4 protein-coding genes and 1 pseudogene are annotated in these 18,302 nt (G+C 61.3%); 3 read left to right on the top strand and 2 right to left on the bottom strand.

Features of this window, described 5'->3' with window-relative positions; translation table 11 throughout:
• Positions 1-353 precede the first annotated feature (353 nt).
• The 3 genes and pseudogenes from NF551_RS01905 to NF551_RS01915 all read left to right on the top strand — a co-directional run.
• The gene (locus NF551_RS01905) at positions 354-15,596 is read left to right on the top strand and encodes an SdrD B-like domain-containing protein (RefSeq protein ID WP_227896213.1); all 15,243 of its coding nucleotides are present in this window, start codon (positions 354-356) and stop codon (positions 15,594-15,596) included.
• Positions 15,593-16,039 (top strand): hypothetical protein, encoded by a 447-nt coding sequence (locus tag NF551_RS01910; RefSeq protein ID WP_227896212.1) that lies wholly within the window; start codon positions 15,593-15,595, stop codon positions 16,037-16,039. Before NF551_RS01905 ends, NF551_RS01910 begins: the two co-directional genes overlap by 4 nt.
• Positions 16,040-16,206: 167 nt before the next feature.
• Positions 16,207-16,284 (top strand): annotated as a pseudogene (locus NF551_RS01915) (IS3 family transposase); the annotation flags it as partial.
• Positions 16,285-16,367: 83 nt separating this feature from the next.
• On the opposite strand, the gene NF551_RS01920 reads toward NF551_RS01915, so the two are convergent.
• Both NF551_RS01920 and NF551_RS01925 read right to left on the bottom strand, forming a co-directional pair.
• Positions 16,368-16,838, bottom strand: coding sequence for a hypothetical protein (locus tag NF551_RS01920; protein ID WP_227896211.1), 471 nt, complete (start codon positions 16,836-16,838; stop codon positions 16,368-16,370).
• A 4-nt stretch (positions 16,839-16,842) separates the two neighbouring features.
• On the bottom strand, positions 16,843-18,249 hold the full coding sequence (locus NF551_RS01925; protein ID WP_227896210.1) for a phosphomannomutase/phosphoglucomutase: 1,407 nt from the start codon (positions 18,247-18,249) through the stop codon (positions 16,843-16,845).
• Positions 18,250-18,302 lie beyond the last annotated feature (53 nt).

The following is an 18,302-nucleotide window of genomic DNA, read 5'->3' on the forward strand; positions in this document are numbered from 1 at the left end:
GGAAGGCAGAGCCTCGCAGCCGGCGTGGCTGCGGGTTCTTTGCTCTGGAGGTTCGCTACTCCGTCGCGGCGGAAGAACGCCCGGTTAGAGCCATGACGGTGATGCCGAGTGAAGCCACTGCTGTGGCGATGTTGGGGTTGATGGTTCGCCTATACGCCTCCGGCGGGTCATTGGTCTAATCGGCACCGCCAGTTTACGGTATGACCACACGTTTTTACTCATAAATCAGCAGTTTTTCGCCTAAAGACGATAGATTTGAGTCATCAAGTTACTTGGGCGCATTTCGTCTTGCGCCGATTATGGGAAGGCCATTCGTGAAGCTCACACGGCTCCTGACTGGAATAATGGCGGGTTTGCTCGCCATAACCATTGCAGCGACAGACGTGGTCACCACAAGTGACCTGGCGGCTGCAGACACCGGGGAATCACCCTCGATAACCCTCAACGGTACGGTCGTAGAGGGCGCACCCGGTTACCTCACGTCGAAGTCGATCATCATGACGTCCGCGCAAGAAGCGCGTCTGAACTACCGACTCGTACCCAGTTACTCGACTGGTGCCACAAGCAAGGTAACCGTGACTCTGTTCATGCCCTCCCTGGAGCAGGACGGCAACGGTGGTTGGAAGATCGTGGATCGCGATGCAGCGCCCACGGCTATGGGTCTCCAGGGCCGCGTCAGCGCCGGCGGTGGCTGGGCCACTCCCAACGGCACTGTCTCCCAGGGCGGCAAGATCGTTCTTGAGTACATCGGTGATCTTGAAGCCGGTGTGAACCCTGCGTTTGACCTGTTCCTCAGCACCTACAACGACGGCACTGATGGTCCATTCGGCGGTGTCCCTGAGGGAACCGCGTTCGACGTGCACGGTTACGTAACCTACGAGCAGTACAACGGCGAAGGCGAGGGTTGGGAGACCCTTGGCCGCGACGACGTTGATTCCCACGTCCAGGTCATCGCTACGGACCTTCAGTGGGAGCCGCAGTTCACCGCGTTTACGGCGAACGGCGGATCGACCTCTGTGCCGATGTGGGATCGCTTCCAGTACTTCGACTACATCTACAAGCTGCAGAACACCTCTACGAACCCTGCCTCGAACATTGAGGCGTACTCGGTCAACTTCGACATCGACACGACCGACAACATCAACGGCATCATCCCCGCCGATATCAACCGCTGGTCGTACAACCCCGGTGGAGAACCCACCTTCAACGATGACGCTGACTACACCGAAGGTCAGTTCATTGGTGTCCCCGGTAAGGGCGGTGTGCTCATCTACGACATCACCGACATCTACAGCCCCACCTGGGACGGCGCGACCGGTCTCGGTGACCCGCTGCCCTACATCTACACCGGTGCCGGCATGATCACCCTCGACCGCCAGAACGGTGAGAACCGCCAGCAGGTCAAGCCGGGCACCGAGCGCATCTACATGGTTTCGCTTCCCATGAGCCGCCAGGGATTCCCCAACATCCCGACCAACTTCTACGTTGACGCGATCACCAACATCGTCCTGGGTGAGAGCACCAACTGGACCAAGACCAAGACCGCTGTGCGCGAGGTGCTGAACCCCTCCTATGGGTTCGACTTCACCCACAAGCCGGAGAAGGCTGAAGCCGTCTACGGGACGGACACCTACACCGAGCTTGCAGGCTTCAAGAACACCAGCAACGCACCGGTTTGGAACCCCTCGATCGAATACACCTCGGTCGAGAACTTTGACGTTAACGAGGTTGTGTACCTCTTTGACGAGGCAGATGCCGAGAGGTTTGAGAACGCTACGCTGCGCTACCAGTACAGCTACGAGAACGACCGGAAGGAACTGGTCAACATCACCCGTGAGCTCAAGGTCAACGCTGTCGTTGACCCGGAGAACCCGGGCAAGATGAAGGCCGTCTTTGACGTGTCTGAGCTGCAGGGCAAGAACTGGGACAAGAAGTTCTACTTCGAGGACTTCGCAGGCCGCATCAACCCCGGCCAGAGCGTCCCCTTCGCGATTCAGGTGCACGGCACAGCAATGGAGGTCAAGACGATGACCTTCCCCGCGGTGACCACCTACCTTGAGAAGTACGCGAACAACGAGGACTACACGCAGGAAACCACCTACGCGGAAGTTCCCCACACGGTCAAGCGTGACGCTTCGTTCCGTGTCATCCTCCCCACCGAGGTCATCCCGAGCACCGGCGTCACCATCAACGGCAACGGCAGCACCAACAGCACCTACCCGCAGACGGTGGCGTGGGACAAGGAAGCCACCCTTGGCTTCAATTTCGGCACGAACAACAACGAGGCCGAGACTTCCGAGACCACCATTACGGTGAACACCACCACTCTGGAAGCCATCAAGGACGCCAAGCTCGTCATCAAGCCTGAACTCTTCTCGAGCGCAGAAGACGTGCGCATCAAGATCGTTACCCTGGACGGCACGGAGATTCCGGTCGACCTGGCGGGCAAGGATCTCACGCAGGCGATTGAGGTTGCCCTCCCCGAAGGTTTCGCCAAGATCGTCGTTGAGACGGGTGAATTCCACACCAACGGTGCACAGAACTTCATTGACGTGGTCGGCAAGGTGTCTGCAGGTCTGAAGACCTCGCACACCGTTTCCGTGAAGACGGAGACCCACCAGCCGGCACCGTTCAACAAGTCCAGCACTTCTACTTCGACCGGTCACATCCGCATCCAGCTTCCTGCTGACCTGAACCCGAGCACATCGATCGTCGGTATCTACGGTGACCGCCGCACGAACGACCCCACGTACATTCCGTACGAGGTTCCCGTGAGCGCTGAGTACCGTCTCAGCACCGGCGGTGTGAACGCACCTGAGTTCACCTACACGATCACCGAAGCAGAACCCTCAAAGATGCCCGCTGAGCCTACGGACTCCAGCGGCATCCTGATCGACAACAAGCTCAAGCTGAGCGAGGAGTTTCTGGCAGCCGGCACCGACATCGCCATCACGTTCGTGGACGATGAGGGCAACGAGCAGAAGTTCACCACTCCTGAGGTCGACTACAAGGACATCACGCTCGACAACATCGCGAAGATCGTGATCTCGGGCAAGAACCTGAACATCGGCGCAGCTATCCCCGTTGTGACGATCGACTATGACTCCGAGCTGGACATGGGTGCGAGCCAGCGCCTGCTGGCCAAATTCGAGGGCACCCCTCAGGACCCGTATGTCGCGAACAAGACGGTTTCCGCGACGCACCGCATCGAGGTTGCAGAGACCCGCACCACGGTTGAGATCGAAGGCGTGAATCAGGTCACCCAGTCCGCGGGTGCAGGCAGCACCTACGATCAGTGGGTCGACCGTCAGCGCTCGTGTGGCTACTACAGCTGCACGATGACCGACTACACACTGGATCAGGGTTACAAGACCCTGGGCGGTTTCGCTACCTCGATGTACCGTCCCGGTGGCGACAACAACAACAACGACCAAACGACGGTCATTGACGTGAACCTGCCCCACGAGCAGTTCGACACCTACTACGTCAAGATCCGCGAAGACCTGAAGCCCTACATCCAGGACGTGCAGATCTTCCGCATGGTCGATGGTGAGGAGCAGCTGTGGAAGACTGTTCCCGCTTCGGACTGGGTGGAGAACACCACTGAGGGCGCCAAGTACTGGCGCATCAACACTGCCCACCAGGGCGTGGATGGCGCTGCACTGTTCGAAACCAAGGCTTCGACTGACGAGGCGAACCACCCGTACTACAAGGCTCCCTTCGCGGACAACGTGGTTCCTGACCAGCCGGTCAGCCGTGTCTCTGTGTCGCTGAAGTTCGAGCGCAAGGACCTGGCTTCTGTGCCTGAGCTCTCGGGCACCACCAGCCGCGTGATCGAGTACATGGGCCGCTTCTTCGAGACCTCGGAAGAGGGCAAGAAGGCAACCACCGCCAAAGTGGAAGACACCATCGGCAAGAAGTACCCGATCAAGCGCGGCCACATCCCGACCCCGGTGTACTCGCTGGTGCACTACCCGTTCGCCCAGGCCGAGACCGGTGCGCAGGATGCAGTTTCGCTGCAGCGCAAGGTCGTCACGATGGGCACCGAGGGCAACTACCTCGCAAGCGTCTGGAACGTCGCGAACCAGTACTACGGCGGCTACCACTGGCCGCACGGCGCAGACATCAACGTCCCGGTCCACACCGAATCGGACGAGTGGATGATGAGCTACTACAACCAGGGTCTGGCCACGTTCCACGACAAGCTGGCGTACAAGTTCACCTACCCGGCGACCCCTGACAAGGACGCTGACTTCAACCTGGATCCAACGCACATCACGTTCGAGAACACCAGCACCCTGAAGTACCTCACGGGGCTGACGATCAACACCGCGGGTGACACCAAGGTGAACATCGAGCTGGACGAGCCGGAGCGTGCTGAGTTCATCGCACACGGTTCGTTCGTGGTGAAGTACAACAGCGAAAAGCCTGTTGGCTTCCACAAGGTCAGCGCCGGCCTCTACGAGGTCTCACTCGGCGAGGGCGTGTACCCGACCAACTTCGAGGCTGTATTCGAAGAGATCGACGGCTTCGGTGACAACACCGCTGAGCTGCAGGGTGTCCAGAAGGACACGCTGGGCGCGAACCTGAACGAGATCGACGTGCGCGTCGGCGGTATCGTCAACGGCAACAAGGACCTGACCGGTAAGACCGAGCTGTTCCGTGAGCCCAACGACAGTGAGCGCAAGCTCGTGAGCACCAGTACCGGTGTTCTCGCCGGCTACACCCCGAAGCTCGGCGCAGCCATGGACCTCGAGTTCGACAAGCTCTCGCTGTATGACTACGGAACCGACGGCATCACCCCGAACACGTCGACCCTGTACGCAGGTATGACGAACAACTCGGAAGCTGACATCACCGCGTTCACCATGGATGTGAACCTGGACAGCGCCTACCGTGCACAGGAGATCCGCATCCCGGTAGCCGTCTTCAAGGGCGGTGACTGGGAGGCCAAGAAGGTCACCATCAGCCAGCCCGGCGGCGACGTTGTTCTCGATCTCGGCGAGTTCAAGCTCGAAGGCACCGACTACGTCCTCGACGTGGACGCACTGTTCGACGCTGACATCCTGGAGGCAACCACGCTCAAGGTGGACGCCGGCGGGGAGTCCACGCTCGACGTTCGACGCATCACCAAGGTGAGTGTTGACTTCGCGGCCGCCAAGCCCGGTGTCCGCATGTGGGGCTCGCTCGCCCAGGAGCTTGAGACTGAGAAGGTTCTGCCCAAGCGCATGATCGATGGCGACTACATCACCATTACCGGTGACTGGGTTGACGAGGCGATCGACGGTTGGACGGGGGAGCGCAAGGAGTGGGACTCCAAGCCCGCAGGTCGCGGCGACGGCGAACGTGTCACCGCCGGGACGCACCGCACCGGTTCGTTCTCGGTTCACGGTACGGATTTCGTTACCCCGCAGGGCCTGTGGGCGAATGCTGCCAACAGCGGCAACGCCGGTAGCCACCCTGACCTCAGCAAGGGTTCGATCAGCAACGCCCCCACGGTGCACCACCGCACGGTGGATATGCAGTTCCGCGGCGCGCAGCTGAACGAGGACTTCACCCTGGCAAAGGGTGGTTTCCCCTACGACGCTGACACCAAGGAGCAGGTCGCAACCACGGACATGGTTGTACAGGACACCGCCAAGGTGCTCTACGAGATCCGTAACTCGGCTGCAGTCGATGCTGAGAACCGCAATGCGATGTTCGACCCGTCGGCACACTTCACCGCGCCCCAGGGTATGAAGATCACCGGTATCGAGGTTGTCACCAAGGACTCGGCACAGGGTTTGCATGACGCGATTGCCGCACTGGGTCGCACCAGCTACGACCTCAAGGACAGCAACTTCACCTTCCTGGACACCAACGACCAGGAGAAGTCTCGCTCTGTTCAGTTCAACCTGACTCTGCCCAAGCAGGAGTCGGTGTGGGTGTTCGTTGAGTACGAGGCGATCAACGACTACAGCGATGACCTCGCGGCAACGCAGAATAAGTCGGTCACCATCCGCGCCTACGCCACCCCGGGCATCCAGCACCACCTGGAGAACTTCAACCACTCCGCTGTCTCAGGCAACGGTGTGAGCGAGTCCTCCGGAAGCGAGGCTGACTACAACCAGGACGGTTTTGGCGAGGACAGCGCTGGTCTGGCTGCGACGTACACGTACGCGAACCCGACCACCATCGACATCGAAACGAACTTCGACGCGGAGAGCCTTTCGGGGACTCCGATGACGATCACCGTCGACAAGATGAGCAACCAGCTCCGTCACCACAACACCCACATGGTTGTTGACGTGACCTTCGATACCCGTGCCCGCGGGTTCGAGCTCACCGAACTGCCGAAGCCGACCCACGCGGATGGCTTCCCCGCACCCAAGCTGACGGTTCTCGTCGGCGGCGAGTACGTGGAGTTCGATGCTGACAAGCACGAGCTGAGGGACATCAACAGCATCCGCGTTGACTACGGCATCGTGCCCGGTTACGTCGGCGACGGTGAAGACCGTAAGGACTTCACTGTTCCGTCGTTCGAGATCGTCGGCACCGGTTGGTGGCAGAACTACGGTGGCGAGTCGACCAAGAGCTCGACCATCACTTCGAGTGTGGAGATCGACCTGACGCACCACGACGGCGCTACTGACGGAAACCCCGCAGTGGCTCTGTACGAGGCTGCTGAGACTGACTCGGTCGTCATCTGGAAGGGTCTGCCCCAGGTTGAGTTCAACCTGCAGTCGTTCGACACGAAGCCGGAAGCCGGTACACCGTACGACAACACCAAGGTGGGTAAGGTCAACTACCTCGCCGGTGATGACGTGTTCCTGAAGCTGACCGCTCGTAACGAGAACACCCCCGCCTCGACCAACACCGGTCTCGGTAAGGCTCCCGTTAATGATCCGGTCATCTACGACAAGGTGCCCGAGTACATCGTCAACTCGCTCGACAAGTTCGTCACCGATGGTGAGCTCGACGTGGCTGCAGCTGTGGCTGCCGGCAAGCTCGTGATCAAGCATTACGACATCGACGGTAACGAGATCGCTGACTACGATCTTCCAAGCGTCACCGTGAAATCGATCTCGGGTAAGGATGTGGGCGGAAACCAGAAGTTCACCGACATTCCCCTTGCGGGTGGTGTCCAGGTGGACCGCTCTGGCAAGATCTCGGCAACCGAGCCCACCGACCAGGGTGCAAACCCCGCCGCTGACGTGAAGTTCCAGCTGTTCACCTACGAGTTCGCACGCGACCTCGGCCGCGGTGAGCGCATCGAGGTCATGTACGACGCGAAGATCCGCGAGGAGAAGCTGCCGTACGCGACCTACGAAGACGGACGTCCGGTGTTCGCACCGTTCCTCGGCTGGTACGGCAACGAAGACCCGATCTCACAGAGCGCCCATACGTACGACATGGACATGGCGGCCTTGCTGCACGACGCCGGCTTCAGCGGTACGCGCAGCTTCGAGCAGACTCCTGCTGAGTTCCTGGCACAGTCCAGCTCGTGGGTCTCGGGTGACTCTCGTGAGCGCCGTGTTCAGGACGGCCGGTCGGACACCCATGACACCTACTACGATGCATCGGCGAACAGCCAGGTCGCTGACCGGGTGTACCTGCGCGAGGAGTCTGGGAACAAGCTGTACGAAGGTATTGGCAGCGGTGAGCAGAGTGACATCTCTGCGTACCTGCAGCCGGCCCGGGTGAACGATGGTGTCGTCACGCACGACGAGCGCATCCTGTGGTCGCACGACAACCTGCAGCTGAAGCGTGCATGGCTCTACGGCGCCAGCGAACTGCTCCCCAAGGTGCAGCGCACGACCGCATCGGGTGTCTCAGACGCGAACTTCATCGAGCACGACGGGGACCTTCGGGCGCCGGTGAGCGTGACGGAGTACACCGCTGACAACTACAGCTACGCAGTTGAGCTGGACGAGATCGTCACCGCCCGTCTGCACGCAGCGAACCTGGGTGACCGTGCGATCGAAAGCGGCATCGAGTACACCGAGATCCTGCCGATCGGGTTCAACCCGTTCGATGAGGACGGCAACCTCATCGGGATCACCGCATTCGACGGCTTCGGCAACACGATCGCCCATACCTACGATGTCCTGCAGACGCCCGAGGACGACAAGGGCTACCGTGCTCCGCGTCAGAACCAGGAAGCCGGCACCTTCAAGAAGCTCGACGCAGATGGCACCACCATCGAGAACGAGGTGCCCTACGTGCTCCGCATCAAGGTCGCAGGTGCGCTGAACGGCATGTTCAACGCCGCAGCCACGACCGAGAAGGCGAAGTACCAGTACGTCGATGTGAAGGTTCGCGTCGACGAGCAGGCCCTCGTCCTCAACGGCTCGCAGCGCTACTGGTTCGACCAGCTCACCGTCAGCACCATCGCGGCCGAAGAGTACCTGGCGCTGTACAGCAAGGAATACGGCGCTCTGCACAAGGACCCGAACGTTTACAACCCGAACACCTGGCCGAACGACGGCATCAAGCCCGGCATCGACCTGGCGGACCTCAGCTGGTATCACTGGGGCACCAGCGGGTATACGAGTTACTCTTCGTTCGAGCCTCACGGCATGTACATCCGTGGCCTGAATGCACAGGCGACCGCCACCGTGACCGACCAGAAGCCGGCGCTGGTGACGGGTGACCAGATGGTCATGCGTAAGCCGGCGCTGCGCGTGTGGAACGACATCTCGAAGGACAGCTACCTCACGGGATACCACTCGACGGTGCAGGACTTCACGACTGATCTCCACGAGAAGCTGACCATCCACGCAACCGTGGAGAACCAGCAGATCGAGACTCAGAAGGACTACCACGGCACTTCGGGCAACCGCCTCGGCGAGCTGACTCATCAACCCCAGACCAAGGGCGGTGCCCGCGGTTCGTGGTTTGAGCCGACCGTGACCGTGTCGATGCCGTTCGGTATCGTCCCGATCCTCGAGGACGGCACCATTGCTCGCTACACGGGCAAGGTGGAGAACCAGCAGCATGTGGCGTTCACCGCTCACATCAGCGACGTGGCTTACAACAGCACGACGCCTGCGGTCGATGTGGCCGAGCACCTGAACCTGCGCGTCGAGCGCGTCAAGAGCGAGCAGGGCGAACGCTTCGTGCTGCACTTCACCGCGAAGGACACCCCCGAGGCTCAGCAGATCCTGCACACCATCAAGTACGGCCAGTCCCTGACTGTGTCGCCCCGCGCCACGGTGATCGACATGCCTCCTTACGGCACGGACGAGTCCCTTTCCGACGAGACGAAGTTCCAGGAGATTATGACCTTCGCCAACTCGGAGGCCGACATCTTCGAGCCGATCGTCTCGGGTATGTACAAGACCGGTTCGTACGTGCAGAACCCCAGCGCTGACGCCGGCCGTCTGGACAGCATCGGTACCAACGGTGTGAACCGCATCACCGAATCGCTGATCTCGGAGACGAAGACCTACAAGCGGGACACCGAGGTGCCCCTGCATGTCAGTGGTTCGTGGAAGGTTGCAGGCTCGACCCTGCTCCCCGAGACGGTTCAGGAGTCGGCAACCAACTACGGCGCCTACGGCGGAACGCGTATCGTGATGCGCTTCCCGTCCGTGGTGAACGAGACCAAGATCGGCCCCTACGCTGACGCAGCATCGAACGAGGTCACCCTGCTGGGTGCCGCTGCGAAGTTCTGGGTCTCGACCGAGGCGTACAACAAGCCGGACAGTGCAGGCAGCGACTACAGCCGGATGCTGAGCACCGGCACCGTGCACAACTCGCGCTTCATCTTCACCTCCTACGTGTCATCGTTCGCGGAGAAGACCGGGGATGTGCGCATCAAGGTCGGTAACACGATCATGGACCGCAAGGCGTTCGAAGCTGCCGGCTACACGGTGAAGGCAGTGACTGAGGACGAGCGCATCAAGGGTTGGTCTGAGCGCCAGGTGGTTCGCTGGATCGTGACGCCGCCGGCACCCGACGCCGATACGGCTGCGGGTCGCCTCGAGTCGGATCAGCGCTTCACGCTGCTGCAGGAGTACAGGCTGGTTGACGGCTTCCGTGATGACGAGGCCGAGGGCGGTAAGTGGACGGCTGAGGACTTCAAGGTCGACACCTACATCTCGCTCATCTCGGACGATCTGACCCTTCTGCCCGAGGGTGCAAGCAAGGACGACTTCGTCGTGCAGCCGCTTGCGCCCGTCCGTTACGCGAAGCTCGTGACCGAAACTCTCGTCACCGGCGACATGGACGGTAACGGCAAGGTGGGTAGCTTCCTGGCACAGAACGATGCTTCCTTCGAGGTTGCAAAGCCCAAGGGTGAGGTGCGCGTCAACACCACGCGTCCGCGTATGGAATACACCAACGGCTCCATCGGTGACCCGTACTTCAACTCGTCGGACACGATCGAGTACCTGGTGACCCACGCCAAGAACACCGGCTCGGGCCTGCGGGAGATGGCCATCGACAGCAACCTGCCGGCGCCGGAATCCAATGATCCGAACCACCCTGTGACGAAGTACTGGATCGACACTGCAGTGCTGTCTGTGTCCAGCGGTAAGTGGGAGATCCCCGCTGATGTCGTTGCCCACATCCAGAGCAACGGTAAGACCGTTGACCAGGTGTTCGAGTCCGAGGTGTTCGTCTCACACGTTGACCCTGCAACCGGTTACGCGACCGATGAGTGGGTCTCGCTCGGCAAGCAGAGCATCTACGAGAACAAGACCATCGCAGTGGACCCGGACCTCGTTCGCGACCTCCGTCAGGTTCGTGTAGTAGTTCGCTCGATCGACGCTGACTACCTGGTGCCCACCGGTACCCGCCTGGCAGTTGATGCCGACGCGGACAAGGCCGGCAACCAGGACGTGACGGAGACTGACCCCGAGAACAAGGGTGTCACCAGCTTCGGCGCCGGCGTCACCGACGCTGCGATCAAGATCAACATGCGTGCATCCTCGGATGAGAAGCAGACGATGTTCATCTACGACACCGTTGAGCTGTGGGGTAACTACGTCGCAGACGCAATGGCGAAACTGGATGATGACCAGAACCGCTCCTACCTCACGCCCGCTCGTCCGGTGGTGAACGTCTTCCACGACGCTCTCTACTACCGCTACGACGGAGCCAAGCCTGAAGATCAGCGCTGGGGATGGTCGGACAACATGGCCATCAACCCGTCGTCGTCTTCCCACCTGAAGTTCCGCGGTGAGGTCGTGAACGCCGACGACACCATGTGGAACGAGGAAGAGTCGATCACCTACGCCGAGGACATGCTCATCGACCCCAAGGTGACGTTTGAGCTGCCTCGCGTGATGACCGTTCGCGGTGAAGACGATTGGGTCTACGTGCCCGCCGACAAGGTGGACGAAACGAACCCGCTGAATGACGCTCACCGTTCCAAGGGCCCGCTGCAGAAGAACGCCACGGCAAACCGTGAGTCTGATGCATTCAAGTGGACCTGGAAGATCGTGGCCGCAGACGGCACCGTCAAGCAGTCCGAATCGAACCTTATTCACAAGCGTATCCACGCCGGTGACTGGGACGGCATGGACCGCAACGTCGTAACCATCTGGTTCGAGGGCCAGGTGCTGCCCGGTGACAAGATCGTGATCGACTTCATCGGCCTCATCGACACCTACACCCCGGGTGCAACGAGCGAGGACACCAAGTCGCGCGTCTACACGACCAACAACACCGGCCTCGTGCAGCCGCTCAACTCGGATTGGAATGCTTCGAACACGCTCGGTTACGAGACTGACCGCAACGACCTCGATGCCAACAACCTGCGGAACGACCGCCTGGTCTTCACCGACCGAACCCTCTTCGAGTACGAGGTGTACGACAATTTCGGCAAGCGAAAGGTCGCCTACTCTGACCTGAACCGCGCCGGAACCGCACACCCGCGGATCACGCCTGTTCGTGAAGGCGGGGACTTCAACTACACCCTGACGATCGACAACACGAAGGAGAAGGGCGAGACCCCGTACCCGTTCCCGATCATCTACGACGTGCTGCCTTACGACGGCGACCACGCTGTGATGAACGAGAGTGTGGCGCGCAACTCGCACGGTTCGTCGATCCTGAACCTGGACAGCTTCAAGCTGACCGCAGAGGGCGGTCTGAACAAGACCTACGGTGCACGTGATTACACGATGTACGTGGGTCCGTTCACCAGGCAGGGCGGCAAGGTCGTTGAGGCTGAGCTGCTGCCGGCAAGTGTGGTCAGCACCCAGGAGTTCTACGACTCCATGGGTGTGGGCGGAGCTGCCTCGGCCGAGCGTGACAAGCACTTTGTCTCGCTGGCTGACTTCAAGGCCGCTGTTGCTGCAGACCCGTCGCTGCTGGGTAAGGCCCAGTCGCTGCTGATGCTGTTCAACAACGCAGGCGAGACTCTGCCCGGTCAGAGCAAGCTCACCCTGTCGTACGGCATGAGCACTCCGCTGAACGCACCCGCGTTCCTGGAGACCTGGGACACCGACGCCAAGCCTGATGACGTGGCTCAGTGGAACTCGTTCGCTGCGACCCAGCTCAAGGAGAACTTCAAGCCCCAGGAGTCGAACAACGCCGGCACCTTCGTGACCGAGAAGGCCGACAAGGTCTCGATCGGCAACTACGTCTGGCACGACGCCAACTTCGACGCCGAGCAGAACGAGGGCGAGATCATCACCGATGTGAACGGCCGCGAACTGCTGAAGCCTGCCAAGGACATCGACTTTGACGGCGACATCGACGATGCGGGTATCAACCAGGTCAAGGTCACCCTCCTCAGCCCGAACGGTCGCCACGTCGACTACCTCGGTAACCCGATCAAGAAGGTCGGCAACCAGTGGCTCGTCGTTGACGATGCAACCGGTGAGGTCTTCGTTGACGAGATTGGCCAGAAGACGGAATCTGACGGCCCGGTGGTGACCACCACCCGTACCGACATCAACGGCTGGAACGGTTACTACGTGTTCTCCAACATCACCCCCGGTAACTACCGCGTGATGTTCGAGATGCCGAAGGCGTACGACGGCTACTCGGTGACCACGCAGAAGATGATCTCCGGTGCGGACGTGACCACGTTCCTCCCGAGTAAGGCTGCAGACGTGCAGGTTGCACACGATGCTTCTGCACTCGTTGCAGTGACCGACGTACGTACGGTCACACAGGAGACTGCGGACGACACCCGTATGGGCTTCGACCTCGGTGTTGGCCACCTGTTCGACTTTGGCGGAACTGTGTGGAACGACAAGAACCGTGACGGCCTGATGCAGTCCGACGAGGATCGCCTGGAGAAATACAAGGTCACCCTGAAGAACGCTGACGGCACCGTAGTGCTTCATGCGAACGGCAAAGAGATGACTACCTTCTCGGACACCAATGGTCAATACACCTTCCCCGTCCTCGCACGCCCCGGCCAGTTCTACGTCGAGGTTGTTCACCCCGGTGGCAGCTACGACAAGACACTGCCTGTCACGCCGATTACGCACGCGGAGAACCCGTTCACCCGTGTTGATGACAATGACGTGACGCTCCGCGGCACCGGAGACGACGCCGCGGTTCGTACGAACCTGTTCTCCTTCGATCTGAAGAACCTCTACGAGACCAAGTTCGCTGACCGCATGGCAGTGAACGCCGGGTTCTACACCTACCGCAACACCGGTGTCATCGGAAACCTCGTGTGGGACGACAAGAACCGCAACGGCATCCAGGAGACCGGCGAGCCCGGTCTCGAGGGCCAGGAGCTGAAGCTCGAGCAGTACGAGAACGTTGACGGCCAGTGGGTGAAGAATGACGGCTTCGTCATGACCACCACCTCGCAGGCTGACGGCCTCTACTACTTCCACGAGGTTCCGGCCTTCGCGGGTGACGCTGAGACGGGTACGGCGTACGCCTACCAGGTGATCGTGGACGGTCTGCCGGCCGGTTACACGTTCGCTCCGTCGCGCGAGGGGGGTGACCGCGAGGTTGATTCCGACTTCTTCCTCAACGGCACCATGAACGCGAAGGGCGGTCTGGACAACCTGATCGCGCTGGCTGTTCAGGACGGTCAGTTCCTGCGTGCAGTGGACAACGTGACCATCGACCTCGGTGTGATGGAGCACGCAACCGGCGTTATCGCCGGTGAAGTGTTCATCGACGGGAAGGCTGATGGTCAGAAGGCTGGCGACGGCCTGGCAGCAGAGCGCTTCACCGCGACTCTGCAGGTCAGCACCAACGGCGCCGACTGGACCGACGTTGCAGCTCAGACCGGTGTGAACAAGTACCGCTTCGAGGGTCTGCCGATCTACAACGACGCAGCCGGTGCTGCTAACCAGTACCGCGTGGTTGTGACCGAGGTCCCGCTGTGGCTCGCGATCACCAAGCACAACCAGGGCGCTGACGAAACCGACAGCGACTTCGTTGAGACCGGCCGTAATGGCACCTTCACCGCGCTATCGGATGTCTACACGCTGGCCGAGCCCGTCGAGGGTCAGTTCCTGCCCGTGGACACCCGTGAAGCACTGACGCACGATGATGTTGACCTGGGTCTCGTTGAGCCCGGGGTCGTCATCGGCGGCAAGATGTGGGACGACGCGAATGCCAATGGCCTGCGTGAGGAAGGCGAGAAAGTTCTCGCCGGCCAGACCGTGGTCCTGTGGGAGCTCGTGGATGGCGCGTGGGTCAAGGCCGGTGACTCGAAGGGCGTCACCGACGTGACCGACGAGAACGGCGACTACCGCTTCGTGGTTGAGCCAATGCACTTCGACGAGAGCCACCCTGAGTTCATGCAGGCACGCGAATACCGTGTGACCGCCGAACGCCTGGGCAACCAGCTGTGGTCGCCGCTGAACGTGGGCGGGGACAAGCTCATCGACAGCGACATGATCACGGAAGCTGCAGAGTTCGGTTTCCAGCTGACCGGCGTGACGAACGTTTTCTCGATCATCGATCACGAGAACGGGGTCTCGGTTCCGACCACGATGCGCGACGATGTTCAGATGGATATCGGTGTCACCACCTATCCAGACTCGGTCACCATCGGCGGCGTCGCGTGGGTGGATGCCAACGAGGACGGCACGTACAACGGCAACGAAGACCGCATGGCTGACCGCGAGGTCACCCTCTGGGAGAAGGTCGGCGGCAAGTGGGTTATCGCCGAGGACGTAAACGGCGACTCGGTCAAGGTCACCGATGAGCTCGGCTACTACGGGTTCGAGGTGAGCCCGACTCACTACGACGAGGATCACGCCGGCTTCATGAAGCCGCGCGAGTACCGCACCACGATGGTGATGCCTGACGGCTACCGCCTCAGCACCGCTGACAGCGTTACCACCCTGCAGTTCGACAACGAGGCGACGACCCTGGAGGCCTTCATCACGGAGGTCGCCGAGGACGGCAACATCGTGGTCACCTCGCTCACCGACGATCTGGATCTGGACTTCCCGTTCGTGCTGGTTCCGGTCGAGGGTGGACTGGCGCTCACCGACGATCTGGATCTGGACTTCCCGTTCGTGCTGGTTCCGGTCGAGGGTGGACTGGCGTTCACCGGGGCTAAGGGCTTCGGCCTGCTCCTCCTCGGCGCACTGGGTGCCGGTGTCCTGGGCATCCTGCTCCTAGCTGCAGCCCGTCGCCGCAAGAAGGAAGAGGAAGAGATGCAGGAGGAGCGAGTATGAAGACTGCGCACGAAGAAACCACGCCGGTAGCCGCCGCTGAGGCCGAGGGTGAAACCCCCTCGGCCCGGCGGGGCCGCCGGGCCCGCCGGTCTCATGCTTCCTCCCGCGTCTGGGTCCGCGGGTCCCTCATCGGGATGCTGGCCCTGGTCGTTGGTGGGGCGGTCTGGGCCGGCCTCGGCGCCGGGGACGGCACTCGCACCTACGAGATCGCGGGCGAGGACTACACCTCGAACGTGGAGATCAAGGAGGAAGCCGGAGGGGTCTACATGTACCTGCCGGTGAACACTGACATCGAAGTGGTCGAGGTGGTTACCGCCGACCCCGACGCCACACAGCAGCTGCAGGAGCAGCTGCAAAACCTCGATACATTCGTTCCAGGTGAGCACATCCTGGAACTCCCGGATACGTCCATCCATGTGATTATCGACGGTATCGAGCGGTAGCTTGAAAAGAAGAACCCCCGCCGGATAGTGAACTGCTCCCCGAAAGTTGGACTGAGAAATCAGTTCACACTCGGGGAGCAGTTCTACGCATGGCAGAAGTTCGTTATCGGAGGAACAGCGTGAGGCAGCGGTAGCCCGACTCGGACCCCCAACCCAGCTCAAACAGGTACAACAATGAACGCATCTCGACAAAGCTCAAGGGCCTGAGCCCGGTGCAATACCGTGCCCAGGCCCTCGCGGCTTAGGATCTTATTTGGCCAGTCCAGCTTTCGGGGGAGCAGTTCACACTCAGTGAGTGCGGGCCTGGTCCTCTTAAGTTCTGCCCTGTCTAGGACTCAGCGGGCGCTTCCTCGCCGGCAGCCCAGACGATCGGCTCTCCGGACTCCCAGATGGGGTCGCTGAAGGTCCATACGCCGTCCTGCTCGGAGTAGGCCTGGATCGCGGAGATGCAGACTCCTTCGGAGTGCTCGGCTACCACGTGGATGGCGTCTGTGCCCTCGTCAGGCAGCGTGATGTCGGAGAAAACAGCGACGGCGCGGTTCTGGTCCTTCTGCTCCTCCAGGACGGTATAGAGGTCATCGATCATGGCCTCTGCATCCAGGTCTTCATCGCTCTCCTCGGGAGAGACGGCCACCATGCGGAGTTCGCCGTCGTTCTGCACCACCAGTGCGGCGGGCAGGAAGGCGCCCTGCGCTTCGAGCTGTTCCTGTGTGACACCGAGGGCGGTGCCCAGCAGGGAGTTCAGGTCATCCTGTACCTGGGCGGACGGTTCTCCGCCAGCCAGTTCTACGTCAGCCATGAGCTCATTTCCTAACTAGTTCAAGGACACGGTCGCGGACCTGTTCCATGGTGGAGAGGTCCTCTGCCTCGGCGTTGAGCCGGAGGAAGGGTTCTGTGTTGGACGCGCGGAGGTTGAACCACCACTGTCCGTCATCCGAGGTGAAAGTCAATCCGTCGAGGGAGTCAACGGTGACGCCCGGCCGCTCGAATTCGGCACGGACGCGGTCTACGGCCGCCTGCACGTCGTCGAGCTTGGAGTTGATCTCGCCGGAGGAGAAATACGGTTCGTACTCGCGGGCGAGGTCCGAGAGCGGAAGTTCCTGCTCGCCCAGGGCGGCCAGGACATGCATGGCCGCAAGCATGCCGGTGTCGGCGTTGTAGAAATCGCGGAAGTAGTAGTGCGCGGAGTGTTCCCCGCCGAAGACCGCGCCCTCGGAGGCCATGAGCGCCTTGATGAAGGAGTGGCCAACCCGGGTGCGGACGGCACGGCCGCCGGAAGCTTCGACCAGTTCGGGTACGGCACGGGAAGTGATCAGGTTGTGGATGATGACGGGGACCTCTTCACCGGCTGCCTGGGCTCGGGCAATTTCGCGCCGCGCCACCAGTGCGGTGATCGCCGAGGGGCTCACCGGTGCGCCCAGTTCGTCGATGACGAAGCAGCGGTCGGCATCGCCGTCGAAGGCCAGGCCCAGGTCTGCTCCGTGTTCGACGACGGCGGCCTGCAGGTCGCGCAGGTTCTCCGGTTCCAGCGGGTTCGCCGGGTGGTTGGGGAACGAGCCGTCCAGTTCGAAATAGAGGGGGATGATGTCCAGGGGCAGCCCGGGCAGCAGGGAATCGCCCAGCACGGCGGGGGTGGTGAGCCCGGCCATGCCGTTGCCGGCATCGACTACTACCTTCAGCGGGCGGATGCCGCGCAGGTCCACGAGTTCGCGCAGGTAGGCGGCGTAGTCGCCCAGCACATCGCGGACACTGATCAGCCCGGGCTTCTCCACGGACGGGATCACGCCGTCGTCCAGGTACCGTTCCGCAGCCTTCTGGATTTCCTTCAGCCCGGTCTCGGAGGAGATGGGGACTGCTCCGGCCTTGGCCATCTTGATGCCGTTGTACTGGGCCGGGTTGTGGCTGGCGGTGAAGGTGACACCGGCAGCGTTCAGGGAGCCGCAGGCGTAGTAGAGCTCGTCGGTGGAGATCAGGTCCACCACCAGGACGTATCCGCCGCGGGCAGTGGCCCCCGCAGCGAAGTCCTTGATGAATTCGGGGGAGGACTGGCGCATGTCGCCGCCGACCACGATGGTTTCGCCGGCGAGCTCAAGCACATCGACGAATGCGGCGCCGACGGCCTTCACGATCTGCGGAGTAATGGTCTCGCCCACGATGCCCCGGACGTCGTAGGCCTTGAAGGACTCGGAAAGATCGAATGCAGTAGTCACGCCTTGAAGTCTATAGGGGAGCGCGGGCGGGCCGGCCCAGCCGGGGCGTGCTG

The organism is Arthrobacter caoxuetaonis (genome assembly GCF_023921125.1).
In the GTDB taxonomy this organism is placed as follows: Bacteria; Actinomycetota; Actinomycetes; order Actinomycetales; family Micrococcaceae; genus Arthrobacter_B; species Arthrobacter_B caoxuetaonis.

Bases quoted from the DNA above. Each gene is read 5' to 3' on its own strand.
- NF551_RS01920 (WP_227896211.1), bottom strand. From the start codon at position 16,838: ATGGCTGACGTAGAACTGGCTGGCGGAGAACCGTCCGCCCAGGTACAG.
- NF551_RS01910 (WP_227896212.1), top strand. From the start codon at position 15,593: ATGAAGACTGCGCACGAAGAAACCACGCCGGTAGCCGCCGCTGAGGCC.